The sequence below is a fragment of the Micromonospora antibiotica genome (assembly GCF_017599305.1).
In the GTDB taxonomy this organism is placed as follows: Bacteria; Actinomycetota; Actinomycetes; order Mycobacteriales; family Micromonosporaceae; genus Micromonospora; species Micromonospora antibiotica.
Genome location: NZ_JAGFWR010000005.1, coordinates 26,347 through 41,292, shown reverse-complemented (window position 1 = coordinate 41,292; position 14,946 = coordinate 26,347). Strand labels below are relative to the sequence as shown.

Here is a 14,946-nt window from a genome sequence, read left to right as displayed (position 1 = left end):
TTTCGTTTCCCGAATTTCATGATCGAGGTTCTTCACACGCCGGAAACAACCCGTCACGTGTCGGAAATCGAGGGGTGTCGGTCCGGAAACAGCGGCCGACCAAGCTTCCGCCCAACCGGCGTACGGGCGACGCTGCCCCGGAAGCCGCGAAGGAGGGAACTTCACCTTTAGGAGGCCAGCGTGCCTGAAGCACCGACGATCGACGGCGGCAACACCGTTTGGCTGCTGGTTTCGACCGCTCTCGTGCTGCTCATGACCCCGGGACTGGCGCTGTTCTACGGCGGCCTCAACCGGGCCAAGGGCGTGCTCAACATGATGATGATGAGCTTCTCCGCCATCGGGCTCATCTCTGTTCTGTGGTGGTTCTACGGTTTCAGCATCGCCTTCGGGACCGACGTCAACGGTTTCTGGGGCGACCCCGGTGCCTACCTGGGCACCAAGACCTTCCTCGCCGAGACCGACCTGTGGGGCGCCACGGCGGAGAACCCCAGCGGCATCGGCGTCCCGCTGTACGTGTTCATGGCGTTCCAGATGGTCTTCGCGGTGATCACCGTCGCGCTGATCAGCGGCGCGATCTCCGACCGGGCCAAGTTCGGCGGCTGGCTGCTGTTCGCCTTCGGCTGGGCCACCCTGGTCTACTTCCCGGTCGCCCACTGGGTGTGGGGCGGCGGCATCATCGGTGCCAAGATCCACGCGTTGGACTTCGCCGGTGGTACCGCGGTGCACATCAACGCCGGTGCGGCGGCTCTCGCCGTTGCCCTGGTGCTCGGCAAGCGGCTGGGCTGGCCGCGTGAGGGCATGAAGCCGCACAACATCCCGCTGGTCGCGCTCGGCGCCGGCCTGCTGTGGTTCGGCTGGTTCGGCTTCAACGCCGGGTCGGAGCTCACCGTCGACTCGGTCGCCGGGCTGGCCTTCATCAACACCCAGCTCGCCACCGCCGCTGCGGTGCTCGGCTGGATCGCGGTGGAGTGGATCAAGGACAAGAAGCCGACCATGGTCGGTGCCTCGTCCGGTGCCGTCGCCGGTCTGGTCGCCATCACCCCGGCCTGTGGGTTCATCGCCCCCTGGGCGGCGGTCCTGCTCGGCATCGTCGCCGGTGTGGTCTGCGCCCTGGCCATCAGCCTGAAGTACAAGCTCGGCTACGACGACTCGCTCGACGTGGTCGGCGTGCACTTCGTCGGTGGCTGGATCGGGTCGCTCTGGCTCGGCCTGTTCGCCACCAACTCGGTCAACGCCGCGATCAGCGACGTGGTCGGCGCCTCCGACGGCCTGTTCTACGGCGGCGGCGTCACCCAGTTCGGCCGCCAGGCCCTCGCCGGCCTGATCGTGACCGCCTGGTCGTTCGGTGTCGCCTGGGTGCTCGCCTTCGTCATCGACAAGACCCTCGGTTTCCGGGTCAAGGCCGACGACGAGGTCGAGGGCATCGACATCAGCGAGCACGCGGAGAGCGGTTACGACCTGTCCCCGAGCACCGGCGGTGCCGGTGGCGGTGCGTTCGCGATGGCCGGGATCACCCCCGGCGGCGCTAAGCCGGCCTCCCCGGGGGCCCCCGAACCGGCCACCGCGCCCGTGGACGAGAAGGTCGCCGGTTAACGTTCGGAGAATGGAGGGCTTGGACATGAAGCTGGTGACCGCGGTCATCAAGCCGTACCAACTGGACGCGGTGAAGGAGGCCCTGCACGCCCTCGGCGTGGCCGGCCTGACCGTCAGCGAGGTCCAGGGGTACGGACGTCAGAAGGGGCACACCGAGGTCTACCGGGGTGCCGAGTACACGGTCGAGTTCCTGCCCAAGATCCGGGTCGAGGTGCTCACCGACGAGATGGACGTCGACAAGGTCGTCGACGCGATCGTGGCCGCCGCCCGGACCGGCAAGATCGGTGACGGCAAGGTCTGGGTGACCGGCGTGGAAGAGGTCGTCCGGGTCCGTACCGGCGAACGCGGCCTCGACGCCCTGTAGGAGGACCCCCCAGATGACCCCGTCGATCAAGAGGAACACGTCGGATGACACCGGAAACGGAGACGGGAACCTCTTGATCGACGGGGTCGTCGGGGTCCCGGCGGGGATCGGGGAACCGGCCCGGGCGGGCCGGGCGGAGGCCTTCGACACCTGGCTGCGCGGGCTGCTGCCGAAGCGGGAGGGCATCGCGCTGATCGCCGTCGGTGGCCTCGGCCGTCGACAGTGCGCCCCGTACGGCGACCTCGACCTCGTGCTGCTGCACGCCGGGGTGGCCGGGGTGGACGAGCTGGCCGCCTCGCTGTGGTACCCGATCTGGGACGCCGGGGTCCGGCTCGACCACTCGGTGCGTACCCTCGCCGAGGCGCTGTCGGTGGCCCAGGACGACGTCAAGGTCGCCCTGGCCCTGCTCGACGCCCGCTTCGTCGCCGGTGACCCGGCGCTGGCCGACACCCTCACCCGCACCGCCACCGACCACTGGCGGCGGACCGCCGTCCGCCAGCTGCCCGCCCTGCGGGAGATCACCGAGGTGCGCTGGCGTACCCACGGTGAACTGGCTTTCCTGCTCGAAGGTGACCTGAAGGAGGCCGCCGGCGGGCTGCGCGACGTGGGCATCCTGCGGGCCATCGCCACCGCCGGGATCACCGACGCGCTGCGTCCCGCCGTCCGCGCCGCCCACCTGCGGCTGCTGGACACCCGCGACGCCCTGCACCGGCAGGTGGGCCGCCGGGTCGACCGGCTGGTCGCCCAGGAACGCGCCGGGGTGGCCGCGCTGCTCGGCCTGCGCCAGCCGACCCCGGAGGCCACCGACGCCGGGACGCGGGCGGAGACCGGCGACGGCGACGCCCTGCTGCGCCGGGTCGCCGGTGACGCCCGCACCGTCAGCCACGCCCTCGACGACGCCTGGCGGGCCGCCGACCGGCTCCGCTCCGGCCGCCGCCGGGGTGCCGACGGCCGGCCGCTGCGCCGCCCGGTGGCCCGGGACGTCGTCGAGCACGACGGGGAGCTGGTGCTCGCCCGGACCGCCATCGGGGCCCGCCCCGACCCGAGCCTGTCGCTGCGGATCGCCGCCGCCGCGGCCACCACCCGGCTGCCGATCGCCCGGGCCACCTGCGAGTGGCTGGCCGCGTACTGCCCGCCGCTGCCCGCGCCCTGGCCGCCGGCCGCCCGGTCCGCGTTCGTCACCCTGCTCGGTGCCGGCCCCGGCCTGGTGCCCGCCTGGGAGACCTGCGACCGGTACGGCCTGATCGACGGCTGGCTGCCCGAGTGGACCCGGCTGCGCAGCCTGCCCCAGCACAACCCGGTGCACCGGTTCACCCTCGACCGGCACCTGGTGCAGGCCGCGTACGAGGCGAGCCGGCACACCCGTGACGTCGAGCGCCCCGACCTGCTGCTGATCGGCGCGTTCCTGCACGACATCGGCAAAGGGCTGGACGGCGACCACTCGACTGTCGGAGCCCCGCTCGCCCAGGCGGTGGCCACCCGGATCGGCCTGCCCGCCGGGGAGGCGGCGTTGATCGGCACCCTGGTCCGGCTGCACCTGCTCCTGCCCGACGTGGCCACCCGCCGCGACCTGTCCGACCCGAAGACGATCGCCGGGGTGGCCGAGCGGGTCGGTGACACCACCACCCTGGAGCTGCTGCACGCCCTGGTGCTGGCCGACGCCGCCGCCACCGGCCCGGCCGCCTGGTCCGGCTGGAAGGGGCGGCTGATCGCCGAGCTGGTCGCCCGGGTACGGACCACCCTGGACACCGGCGTGGTGCCCGCCCCGCCGGACCCCGACCCGGCGCTGGTCGCCGGGCCGCTGCCGGTGGTGCACCTGACCGACGACCGGGTGGCGGTGGCCGCAGCCGACCGGCGGGGACTGCTCGCCACGGTGGCCGGCTGCCTGGCCCTGCACCGGCTGGACGTGATCTCGGCGGACGCCGCCACGGTCGACGACCGGGCCCTGGTCGAGTGCCTGGTGCAGCCGCGCTACGGGATGGCCCCGGACCCGATCGCGCTCAGTGCCGACCTGCGCCGCGCGGTCACCGGCGACGTCTCGGTCACCCAGCGGCTGCGGGGCCGGGCGCTCGCCGCGCGCAGCCAGGGTGCCGCGCCGAGGGTGGTCTGGCACCGGGAGGCGGCCACCGACGCGGTCCTGCTGGAGCTGCGCGCCGCCGACGCGGCGGGCCTGCTCTACCGGGTCACCTGCGCGTTGGACGAGGCCGGGGCGCAGGTGCGCGCCGCCCGGATCTCCACCCTCGGCGGTGACGTGGTCGACGCGTTCTACCTGGTCGGTGGTTGGCCGTCGGACGAGCAGCGGGCCCACATCGAGGCCGCCGTCCTCGCCGCCGTGTAGGGCCGCGCAGCCGTCTCTCCAACCGCACCGACACGTCCCGGCCGGCCTCCGGGTCACGGGCTACACCCGTCGACGTACGCCGGGGCACCCGCCGCCGGGCCGAGACCCGCCACGTCCCCCGGTGATCAAGAGGTTTGCGTCAGTCTCGCGCCGGTTGGTGACCTGAACCTCTTGATCACCGACCCACCTTGCCGGGGTGGGGCGAGGTGGTGTGTCGGACGCTGGTGATCAAGAGGTTTGCGTCAGTCTCGCGCCGGTTGATGACCTGAACCTCTTGATCACCGACCCCCGGTTCGCTGGGTGGGGTGGCGGGTGAGCCGGGTGGTGCCGGTGGGGTGACCGGCGCGCGTCCGTCGCCTTCGGCGTGGCGTGGGGCGCGGCGCGCGGGGCCGGAGCGGGCGTGCGGCCGGCGGGCTACCCTAACGGTGGGCTGGACAGCCGGCCCGGCCGCACCTGTGCCCGCCGCTGACGACAAACGGGATGTTCGCGTGTTTGACACCTTGAGTGACCGCCTGTCCGGAATCTTCACCAAGCTCCGGGGCAAGGGCCGGCTCACCGATGCCGACATCGACGCCACCGCCCGTGAGATCCGGCTGGCGCTGCTGGAGGCGGACGTCGCGCTGCCGGTGGTCAAGGGCTTCATCACCAACGTCAAGGAGCGGGCCCGCAGCGCGGAGGTCTCCCAGGCGCTCAACCCGGCCCAGCAGATCGTCAAGATCGTCAACGAAGAGCTGATCAACGTGCTCGGCGGCGAGGGCCGCCGGCTCCAGTTCGCCAAGCAGCCGCCGACCGTGATCATGCTGGCCGGCCTCCAGGGTTCCGGTAAGACCACCCTCGCCGGCAAGCTGGCCCGCTGGCTCAAGGCGCAGGGGCACCAGCCGCTGCTGGTCGCCGCGGACCTCCAGCGTCCCAACGCCGTCGGGCAGCTCCAGGTGCTCGGTGGCCGTGCCGGCGTCGAGGTGTACGCCCCGGAGCCCGGCAACGGCACCGGTGACCCGGTGCAGGTCGCCCGCGCCTCGATCGAGCACGCGAAGCGGGCCGCCCGGGACATCGTCATCGTCGACACCGCCGGCCGGCTCGGCATCGACGCCGAGATGATGCAGCAGGCCGCCGATATCCGTGACGCGGTCGACCCCGACGAGGTCATCTTCGTCATCGACGCGATGGTCGGTCAGGACGCGGTCCGCACCGCCGAGGCGTTCCGCGACGGCGTCGGCATCACCGGTGTGGTCCTGTCCAAGCTCGACGGCGACGCCCGGGGTGGCGCCGCACTGTCGGTACGCGAGGTCACCGGCCAGCCGATCCTGTTCGCCTCCACCGGTGAAAAGTTGGAGGACTTCGACGTCTTCCACCCCGACCGGATGGCCAGCCGGATCCTCGGCATGGGCGACGTCCTCACTCTGATCGAGCAGGCCGAACAGGCCTTCGACACCGATCAGAAGGAGAAGATGACCGCCAAGCTGATGGGCGGTGAGCAGTTCACCCTGGAGGACTTCCTCGACCAGCTCATCGCGGTGCGGCGGATGGGCCCGATCGCCAACGTGCTGGCCATGATGCCCGGCATGGGGCAGATGAAGGACCAGCTCGCCGAGCTGGACGACAAGCACTTCGACCGGGTCACCGCGATCATCCGGTCGATGACCCCGGCCGAGCGGACCAACCCGAAGATCATCAACGGGTCCCGGCGGGCCCGTATCGCCGGTGGTTCCGGGGTGACCGTCATGGACGTCAACCAGCTGCTCAACCGCTTCGCCGACGCGCAGAAGATGATGAAGCAGATGGGCGGCATGATGGGTCTGCCCGGCGGGGGCCGGCGCAAGGCCACCAAGTCGCCGAAGAACAAGCGCAAGGGCACCAAGGGCGGCAACCGGCCGCGCAGCGGCGCGGGCGCCGGGCTGCCGGGCGGCTTCCCGGGTGGCATGCCGCAGCTCCCGCCGGGGATGGACCCGAACGACCTGGCGGGCGGCCAGGGGCTGCCGCCGGGCTTCAAGCTTCCGAAGATCGACTTTAACAAGCTCGGCAGGGGCGACAACCGGCCCCGCTGACGCGTGTCGGTGGCGGAGGGCGACGATCCGGGCACCTAGGGTGGTCGTCGCCCCTGGGAGGAGATGTCATGACCGCAGCGCCCAGCCTGCCCGAACGGCACGAGTGGACGGTCGACGACCTCGGCGACCTGCCGAAGGACCTTCCGTACGAACTGATCAACGGAAGGTTGATCGTGCCGTCCCCCACGCCGCTACACCAGTTCGTCTGTGCCCGGGTGGTGTTCGCCCTCGAACTCCACTGCCCGGACGACTACTTCGTCAGCATGGACCAGTCCCTGTCGATCGACCGCCGCAACGAACCACGACCGGACGTGGTGGTCATCCGGGTCGAGCAGGCGAACCGTTCGCCGGTGCCGGTCCAGGACGCCATGCTCGCCGTCGAGGTCATCTCCCCCGAATCGACCATCCGCGACCGGCACGAGAAGGTCCGCATCTACGCCAACGCCGGAGTGGATGCCTACTGGGTCATCGATCCGCTGCGGGATAAGATCACCTTCACCGAACTGCTGTTGAGCCCCAAGGGCGGCTACGAGCCCAGCGTGGAGACCGACGGCCTGGTCACCATCGACCGGCCCTGGAAGGTGACGCTCGACCTCCCGGCGTGGACGCGGCGTCGGCAGGAGGTCCTCGAACGGGCGCGGAAGTGATCGGGTAGGACTGTGCGCATGGCTCTGCATGTGCGCGGTGTGCTCCTGCCCGACGACGAGGTCCGGGACGTCTGGCTCGACGGCGACCGGGTCACCTTCGACCCGGTGCCCGACGCCGAGACGGTCGCCGACTCCGGGTTCGTGCTGCCCGGACTGGTCGACGCCCACTGCCACCTCGGCATCGCCCGGGGCGCCACCCCGGTCACCTCACTCGACCAGGCCCGCACGTTGGCCCGTACCGACCGGGACGCCGGGGTGCTCGCGCTGCGCGACGCCGGCTCGCCGTACCCGTACCCCGAACTCGACGACGAACCGGACCTGCCGCGACTGGCCCGCGCCGGGCGGCACGTCGCCCCGCCGAAGCGCTACCTGCGCGACATCGGCCTGGAGGTCGACGCGGCGGAGGTGACCGCGGCGGTCACCGCGCAGGCCGCCGCCGGCAACGGCTGGGTCAAGCTGGTCGGTGACTGGATCGACCGGGGCGTCGGCGACCTCGCCCCGGCCTGGGACGCCGACACGATGGCCGCCGCCGTGGCCGCCGCACACGCCGCCGGGGTACGCGCCGCGGTGCACACGTTCAGCGAGTCGGCCGTGGAGATCATGGTGCGCGCCGGGGTGGACTCGGTGGAGCACGGTACCGGGCTGAGCCTCGACCTGATCGACCTGATGGCCCGGCAGGGCACCGCGCTGGTCCCCACGATGATCAACATTCGGACCTTCGGGGGCATCGCCGCCGCGGCCCGCCCCAAGTTCCCCGGCTACGCCGACCACATGCTCGCCCTGCGCGACCGTTTCCCCGAGGTGGTGCGCGCCGCCCACGAGGCCGGGGTGCCGATCTACGTGGGCACCGACGCGGGCGGCGGCATCGACCACGGGCTGGCCGCCGAGGAGATGCTGCTGCTGCACGAGCAGGCCGGCATGCCCGCCGTGGACGTCCTCGCCGCCGCCTCCTGGCGGGCCCGGCAGTGGCTCGGCTTCCCCGGCCTGGTCGAGGGCGGCCTGGCGGATCTGGTCGTCTACCCCGAGGATCCGCGCCGTGACCTGCGGGTGGTCCGGACGCCCAGCCGGATCGTCCTGCGCGGCCGGGTGGTCCGCTGACCCACCCCCGCCCGTCCCTGTCCCCGTCCCCGCCCGCCCCGCCCGCCCCGCCCGCGCGCCGGCATCGAGCCCCTGACCGTCGGTGTGCGCTTGGCTGCCGATGTGCGCGGGCTGCCCCCGCGCGCCGGCCATCGAGCCCTTGATCGCCGGCGTGCGCTGATCGCCGGCGTGCGCTGATCGCCGGCGTGTGCCGTCCCGCCCCCTGTGCCTGCCGGCATTCGCGGCTGCCAACGCTGCCCGCAGGCCGTCTCCGCGATGCTCCGCCCACCGCGCCAGCCGCCGTCCTCGCCACGGTCTGACCTGTCCTCGCGTCTTCAGGTTCTCGCGTCAAGATCGCGCTCGATCCTGGTTGTAGTGGCCTCAAGGCGCGGGGATGCCACTACAACCAGGATCGAGCATGATCTTGGCGTGGGGCGTGGGGCGTGGGGCGTGGGGCGTGGGGCGTGGGGCGTGGGGCGTGGGGCGTGGGGCGTGGGGCGTGGGGCGTGGGGCGTGGGGCGTGGGGCGTGGGGCGTGGGGCGTTTCCCGCGCGGCCGGCATCCGTGGCGCGGGGTGAGGATGTGGGCGGCGGCGTGCCCGAGCGCATCGGGTCCGGGCGGGGCGCATAGGATGTGCGGTCATGGCTCGCGTGCTCACTCCCCGTGCGGAGGACTTTCCCCGCTGGTACCAGGACCTGATCGCCAAGGCGAAGCTGGCCGACAACGGCCCGGTCCGGGGGACCATGGTCATCCGTCCGGCCGGCTACGCCATCTGGGAGCGGATGCAGGCCGAGATGGACGCCCGGATCAAGGCGGCCGGCGCGGAGAACGCGTACTTCCCGCTGTTCATCCCGGAGAGCTACCTCAAGCGGGAGGCCGAGCACGTCGAGGGCTTCTCGCCGGAGCTGGCGGTGGTCACCCACGGTGGCGGCAAGCAGCTCGCCGAGCCGGTGGTGGTGCGTCCCACCAGCGAGACGGTGATCGGCGAGTTCATGGCCAAGTGGATCGACTCGTACCGGGACCTGCCGCTGCTGCTCAACCAGTGGGCCAACGTGGTCCGCTGGGAGTTGCGCCCCCGGATCTTCCTGCGCACCAGCGAGTTCCTCTGGCAGGAGGGGCACACCGCGCACGCCACCCGTGCCGACGCCCGCGCCTACGCCCGCAAGATCCTGCACGAGGCGTACGAGGACCTGATGGTCAACGTGCTGGGCATCCCGGTGGTGGTCGGGCTGAAGACCACCCGGGAGCGCTTCGCCGGGGCGACCGCCACCTACACCTGCGAAGGCATGATGGGCGACGGCAAGGCGCTGCAGCTCGGCACCAGTCACGAGCTGGGGCAGAACTTCGCCAAGGCGTTCGACATCAGCTACTCCTCGGCCGAGGGTGGCCGGGAGCACGCCTGGACCACCTCCTGGGGCACCTCGACCCGGATGCTCGGCGGGCTGATCATGGCGCACGGTGACGACAACGGGCTGCGGGTGCCGCCGAGGCTGGCCCCGATCCAGGCGTACGTCATGATCGTCAAGGCGGGCGACGGCGTGGGCGAGGCGGCGGCCAAGCTGCGCGACGCGCTGCGCGACGCCGGGGTCCGGGTCGCGCTCGACGACCGCACCGACACCGCGTTCGGCCGCCGGGCCGTCGACGCCGAGCTGCGCGGCTATCCGGTACGCGTCGAGGTCGGCCCCCGCGACCTGGCCACCGGCAACGCGGTCGTGGTCCGGCGGACGGACGGCTCGAAGGCCCCCACCCCGGTCGCGGACGTCGTCGGCGCGGTCCTGGCCGCTCTGGAGGCCGACCAGCAGGCGTTGCACGACGAGGCGTTGGCCCACCGGCGGTCCCGCACCGTCGAGGTGTCCACCCTCGCCGAGGCGATCGAGGCGGCGGCCACCGGCTGGGCCATGGTGCCGTGGTCGGCCGTCGGCGTGCCGGGCGAGGCCGAGGCCAACGGCCAGGGCGTCACCGTCCGGTGCCTGCTGCGCGCCGACGGTTCCGTCCCGGATAGCGAGGACGAGCCGGACCTGACCGCCATCCTGGCCCGCGCCTACTGAGGCGGCCCACCGCAGCCCGGGGGCCCGCAGGTCCGGCTCCCGGGTCGCCGGCCGGCCGTGGGCGCGGCGACCTCGTCGCCGCGCAACCGGCCCACCGGACCGGCTGCCCCGTTCGTCGCGGGTACGCCGAAAGCCGGCCCGCACTGTTCGTCCCGGGTGCGGCGGTGGGCCGGGGCGCCGGAAGCCCGTCCAGACCTGTGGAGGTGTGATGCGTTTCGCGCCAGGTCAGTTGATCATGCACCGCAACGTGCGGCGGGGCCGGATCGGGTGGGTCCGGCCGGCCCGGGTGGTGGGCGACGACGACCGGGGTCTGCTGCTCTGGGTGGCCCGGGACACGCCGGTGGCGCACGAGGTGTCCGAGGCGGGCCTGGGCATGCGGGCGATGCCGTTCACCGAGTGGATCGCCTCGTCCTACCGGCTGGCCCGGGGCCGGTGGGACGGTCCTCCGCTGCTGGAGTTCCTGCCCACGGGGGCGGCGCACTCGGTCTGGTTCTTCCGCGACGAGCAGGACCGCTTCGTCGCCTGGTACGTCAACCTGGAGGAGCCCGGGGTCCGGTGGGACGACGGGTCGGTGGCCGGGGTGGACGTGGTCGACCAGGACCTGGACGTGGTGGTCCGTCCCGATCTCAGTTGGCAGTGGAAGGACGAGGGCGAGTTCACCGAGCGGCTGGCCTTTCCCGACCACTACTGGGTGACCGACGAGCAGGCGGTCCGTGCCGAGGGGGAGCGGGTGATCGCCCTCGCCGAGGCGGGGAAGTTCCCGTTCGACGGCACCTGGTGCGACTTCGTCCCGCCGGCCGACTGGACGTCCCCGACGGAGCTGCCGCCGGGTTGGGACCGACCGCCCGCGCGGTGAATGTGTCGTAGCTCACCTGGCCGGGCCGTCGTCGGGGCGCGTGGCGGCGGTGGTCGGACGGCCCGCCGGGACCGACGCCCTGCCGTCGGGCCGGCCCGATGTGAGCATCCGGTGCGCGATCTGGCAGAATGGGTCGCTGGTATCCGGCGCGCGTCCGGCGCCCTCTAACCCGGGCGCGTCGCCAGTCCACCGAGCAGTCTCCGGCCCAACCCCACTGTGCCGGTCGACGCTCACCCGTGCACCGCCCGTAGCCGGGTCGGTGAAATCGCAACAGGAGCGAAACAACTGTGGCCGTAAAGATCCGGCTCCTGCGGATGGGCAAGATCCGCAACCCGCAGTACCGCATCGTCATCGCGGACTCGCGCACCAAGCGCGACGGTCGCGCGATCGAGTTCGTGGGCATCTACCAGCCGAAGGAAGACCCCTCGATCATCGAGGTCAAGTCGGAGCGGGTCCAGTACTGGCTCTCGGTCGGCGCGCAGCCGAGCGAGGCCGTCCAGCGGCTGCTGGAGCTGACCGGCGACTGGCAGAAGTTCAAGGGCCTGCCGGCCCCGCCGCCGCTCAAGGTCGCCGCCGAGCGCGCCGACCGCAAGGCGGCGTACGAGGCCGAGGCGAAGGCCGCTGCCGGCCTGGCTCCGGAGACCCCGGCCAAGCCGGCCCGCAAGGCCGCCAAGGCGGAGTCCCCGGCCGAGCCCGAGGCGCCGAAGACCGAAGCGCCGAAGACCGAGGCTCCGGCCGAGGCCCCGGCCGCTGCTGCCGACTCCGGTGAGCAGGCCTGACATGCCGCTGCGTCCCGCCCTGGAGCACCTGGTCAAGGGGATCGTCGACCACCCGGACGACGTGCGCGTCCGCATGGTCGACTCCCGTCGGGGCAAGCGGCTGGAAGTCCGCGTGCACCCGGAGGATCTCGGCACGGTGATCGGGCGGTCCGGTCGGACCGCCAAGGCGCTGCGTCAGGTGATCGGCTCCATCGGAGGACGCGGGGTACGCGTCGACATCGTCGACTCGTACTGATGCTGCTCATCGTCGGCAGGATCGGCAAGCCGCACGGCATCCGCGGTGAGGTCACCGTGGAGGTGCGGACCGACGAGCCCGAGGCGCGGTTCGCCCCCGGCGCGGTGCTGAGCACCGAGCCGGGGGTGCCGCCCCGGGTGGAGACCCCCCGTCGGGGCGGGGCCGAGCCGGCCGCGACCGCCGACCCGGAGGTGGCGTACCTGGTCCCCGACGAGCTGACCATCGAGGCGGCCCGTTGGCACCAGGGGCGGATGCTGGTGGCCTTCGAGGGGGTCCTCGACCGGGAGACCGCCGAGGCGCTGCGCGGCACCCTACTCGGGGTGGACAGCGCCTCCGTCGCCCCACCGGAGGACCCGGAGGAGTTCCACGACCACCAGTTGGTCGGCCTGGCCGTGGTGACCCCGGCCGGTGAGCACCTCGGCGAGGTGGTCAAGATCGACCACGCGCCCGCCTCCGACCTGCTCGTCCTGCGCCGCCCGCAGGGGGGCAGCGCGCTCATCCCGTTCGTCAAGGCGATCGTCCCGGAGGTCGATCTCGCCGGCGGACGCGTCGTCGTCGACCCGCCGGCCGGTCTGCTCGACCTCTAGACCGGAAGCCACCCTCATGCGCGTCGACATCGTGTCGATCTTCCCGGACTACTTCGCCCCACTGGATCTGTCCCTGATCGGGCGGGCCCGGGAACAGGGCCTGCTCCGGTTGGCCGTGCACGACCTGCGGACCTGGACCCGCGACGTGCACCGCACGGTCGACGACACGCCCTACGGTGGCGGGCCGGGCATGGTGATGCGGCCGGAACCGTGGGGCGAGGCGCTTGACGCGTTGGCCCCCGACGAGTTGGCTCCGGACGGCCTGACCCTGCCCCGGCTGCTGGTGCCCTCCCCGGCCGGCGTGCCGTTCACCCAGGCGATGGCGCACGAGTTGGCCACCGAGTCGCACCTGCTCTTCGCCTGCGGCCGGTACGAGGGCATCGACCAGCGGGTGCTCGACCACGCCTCGACCCGGCTGCGGGTCACCGAGGTCTCACTCGGCGACTACGTGCTCTTCGGTGGCGAGGTGGCGGTGCTGGTGATCCTGGAGGCGGTCACCCGGCTGTTGCCCGGGGTGCTCGGCAACGCCGGTTCGCTGGACGACGAGTCGCACGCGCACGGCCTGCTGGAGGCCCCGATGTACACCAAGCCGGCGAGTTGGCGGGGGCACGAGGTGCCCGAGGTGCTCCGCTCGGGTGACCACGGCCGGATCGCCCGCTGGCGACGGGACGAGGCGTTGACCCGCACCGGCACCCGGCGACCGGACATGCTCGCCGCGTTGCCCCCGGAGATCCTGGACAAACGGGACTTGGCGACGCTGGAGCGGGGTGGGTTTCCGCTGCCCCCGGGGGATGTGGCAAAGTAGAGGGGTTGCCGCATCCGTCCGCGCCCGTGGGCGGCTGCGAGGATCCCCGGACAGGGTCGGCCCGCCGACCGGCACCGGGAATCAGAATCACCCATCCGCGCACCGACTGACGGTGCGCCGTGAGCATCACGAGGACGCAGCGATGAACATCCTGGACGCCCTTGACGCCCAGTCGAAGCGCACCGACCTCCCCGACTTCCGTGCCGGTGACACCGTCAAGGTGCACGCGCGGGTCGTCGAGGGCAACCGGTCCCGGGTCCAGATCTTCCAGGGCGTCGTCATCCGCCGCCAGGGTGACGGTCTGCGCGAGACCTTCTCGGTCCGCAAGGTCAGCTTCGGGGTGGGCGTGGAGCGGACCTACCCGCTCAACGGCCCGGGTATCGACCGGATCGAGATCGTGACCCGTGGCGACGTCCGCCGGGCCAAGCTCTACTACCTGCGCGAGCTGCGCGGCAAGAAGGCCAAGATCAAGGAGAAGCGGGAGAAGCAGCCCAGCTGACTTCCCGCTCGCCAGGCCGCCTGACCTGCGCGGATGTCGTATCGACCAGAGCGCACTACGCTGATCGGTACGGGCGCAGTCCGGCAGGTGGTGTCGCGACCCAGATCGTGGCACTCCGATCGTCCGCTGCCGCCCGTGGGGCCTCGACGAGGCTCCCGGGCGGTAGTGTCGTTTCTGCGGACCGGGGAGTGGCGTGGTGCAGGTGCTCGACTCGAACGGCACAGCCGACCCGTGGCGTCGGCGGAGCCGACCCACCCGTCGGCAGATGCCCCTCTGGCAGGAGCTGCCGCTCCTGCTGATCGTGGCCTTCTGTCTGGCGGTGCTGATCCGCACCTTCCTGCTCCAGGCCTTCTTCATCCCGTCCAGTTCGATGGAGGACACCCTCCTCATCGGCGACCGGGTGCTGGTCAACAAGGTCGTCTACGACGTACGTGACCCGCTGCGCGGTGAGGTGGTGGTGTTCCGGGGCACCGACAAGTGGGTCGCCCTGGAGAGTCCCGTGCCGCCGACCGGTGCCGTCGGCAAGATCGGGCGTACCCTCGGCGACCTGGTCGGCGTGGGCCGCCCCGGCGAGAAGGACTTCATCAAGCGGGTGATCGGGTTGCCCGGCGACCGGGTCAAGTGCTGCGACGACCAGGGTCGGGTGCTGGTCAACGGCATCCCGCTGGACGAGCCGTACGTGGTGCGTGACTCACCGCTGGACGTACCGCCGAACCCCAAGGAGTGCCGGTCCCGCCGGTTCGACGAGGTGGTCGTACCCCCTGGTCAGATCTTCGTGATGGGCGACCACCGGCTGGTCTCCCAGGACGCCCGCTGCCAGGGGCCGGTGCCGATCGACAACGTGATCGGCCGGGCGTTCATGGTGGTGTGGCCGTCGTCGCGGTGGGCGTCGCTGCCCGTGCCGGCCACCTTCGAACGGCTGTCGGACTCCGCTGCCGCGCCCAACGCCCCGGCACCGGTCCGGCCGACCCCCACCGGTGACGTGGTCCTGCTCCTGCCGGTCGCCGCGCTGCTCGCGGCCGTCGTGCGCTCCGGGCGACGGGTGTGGCCCCCCGGCCCCGGGCGGCCACCACG

At 72.2% G+C, this 14,946-nt stretch carries 13 protein-coding genes and 1 pseudogene; all 14 read left to right on the top strand.

All coding sequences use genetic code 11. The annotated features are described in order from the left end of the window. The first annotated feature begins 180 nt into the window (after positions 1–180). Entirely contained in the window at positions 181–1,593 is a 1,413-nt protein-coding gene (locus JQN83_RS11990; protein ID WP_208567198.1) for an ammonium transporter, read from the top strand. A gap of 25 nt (positions 1,594–1,618) precedes the next feature. Next, positions 1,619–1,957, top strand: a complete 339-nt coding sequence (locus JQN83_RS11985; protein ID WP_067307311.1) for a P-II family nitrogen regulator — start codon at positions 1,619–1,621, stop codon at positions 1,955–1,957. A 13-nt stretch (positions 1,958–1,970) separates the two neighbouring features. Continuing rightward, a complete protein-coding gene (locus tag JQN83_RS11980) occupies positions 1,971–4,295 on the top strand; it encodes a [protein-PII] uridylyltransferase (RefSeq protein WP_208567197.1) in 2,325 nt (774 codons plus the stop codon). A 488-nt stretch (positions 4,296–4,783) separates the two neighbouring features. Beyond that, the gene (gene ffh / locus JQN83_RS11975) at positions 4,784–6,340 is read left to right on the top strand and encodes a signal recognition particle protein (protein ID WP_208567196.1); all 1,557 of its coding nucleotides are present in this window, start codon (positions 4,784–4,786) and stop codon (positions 6,338–6,340) included. A 68-nt stretch (positions 6,341–6,408) separates the two neighbouring features. Further along, complete coding sequence (locus tag JQN83_RS11970; RefSeq protein WP_208567195.1) at positions 6,409–6,987, top strand: Uma2 family endonuclease; 579 nt, start codon at positions 6,409–6,411, stop codon at positions 6,985–6,987. An 18-nt stretch (positions 6,988–7,005) separates the two neighbouring features. Then, positions 7,006–8,085: an amidohydrolase family protein gene (locus JQN83_RS11965; RefSeq protein ID WP_204956864.1), complete on the top strand. Its 1,080-nt coding sequence runs from the start codon at positions 7,006–7,008 to the stop codon at positions 8,083–8,085. Between the two features lie 619 nt (positions 8,086–8,704). Then, on the top strand, positions 8,705–10,111 hold the full coding sequence (gene proS / locus JQN83_RS11960; protein ID WP_208567194.1) for a proline--tRNA ligase: 1,407 nt from the start codon (positions 8,705–8,707) through the stop codon (positions 10,109–10,111). Between the two features lie 208 nt (positions 10,112–10,319). After that, the gene (locus tag JQN83_RS11955; protein ID WP_208567193.1) at positions 10,320–10,967 is read left to right on the top strand and encodes a ribonuclease FAU-1 family protein; all 648 of its coding nucleotides are present in this window, start codon (positions 10,320–10,322) and stop codon (positions 10,965–10,967) included. Positions 10,968–11,254: 287 nt separating this feature from the next. Next, complete coding sequence (gene rpsP / locus JQN83_RS11950; RefSeq protein ID WP_208567192.1) at positions 11,255–11,746, top strand: 30S ribosomal protein S16; 492 nt, start codon at positions 11,255–11,257, stop codon at positions 11,744–11,746. After that, positions 11,721–11,981 (top strand): RNA-binding protein, encoded by a 261-nt coding sequence (locus JQN83_RS11945; RefSeq protein ID WP_172862164.1) that lies wholly within the window; start codon positions 11,721–11,723, stop codon positions 11,979–11,981. Before rpsP ends, JQN83_RS11945 begins: the two co-directional genes overlap by 26 nt. Positions 11,982–11,983: 2 nt before the next feature. Next, positions 11,984–12,568, top strand: a complete 585-nt coding sequence (gene rimM, locus JQN83_RS11940) for a ribosome maturation factor RimM (RefSeq protein ID WP_208567441.1) — start codon at positions 11,984–11,986, stop codon at positions 12,566–12,568. A gap of 16 nt (positions 12,569–12,584) precedes the next feature. After that, positions 12,585–13,373 carry a tRNA (guanosine(37)-N1)-methyltransferase TrmD gene (trmD, locus tag JQN83_RS11935; protein WP_208567191.1) on the top strand — a complete coding sequence of 263 codons (789 nt, stop codon included), beginning with the start codon at positions 12,585–12,587 and terminating at the stop codon, positions 13,371–13,373. A 142-nt stretch (positions 13,374–13,515) separates the two neighbouring features. After that, positions 13,516–13,872, top strand: coding sequence for a 50S ribosomal protein L19 (rplS, locus tag JQN83_RS11930; protein WP_007456548.1), 357 nt, complete (start codon positions 13,516–13,518; stop codon positions 13,870–13,872). A 193-nt stretch (positions 13,873–14,065) separates the two neighbouring features. Continuing rightward, positions 14,066–14,887 (top strand): annotated as a pseudogene (lepB, locus tag JQN83_RS11925) (signal peptidase I); the annotation flags it as partial. Positions 14,888–14,946: the final 59 nt, after the last annotated feature.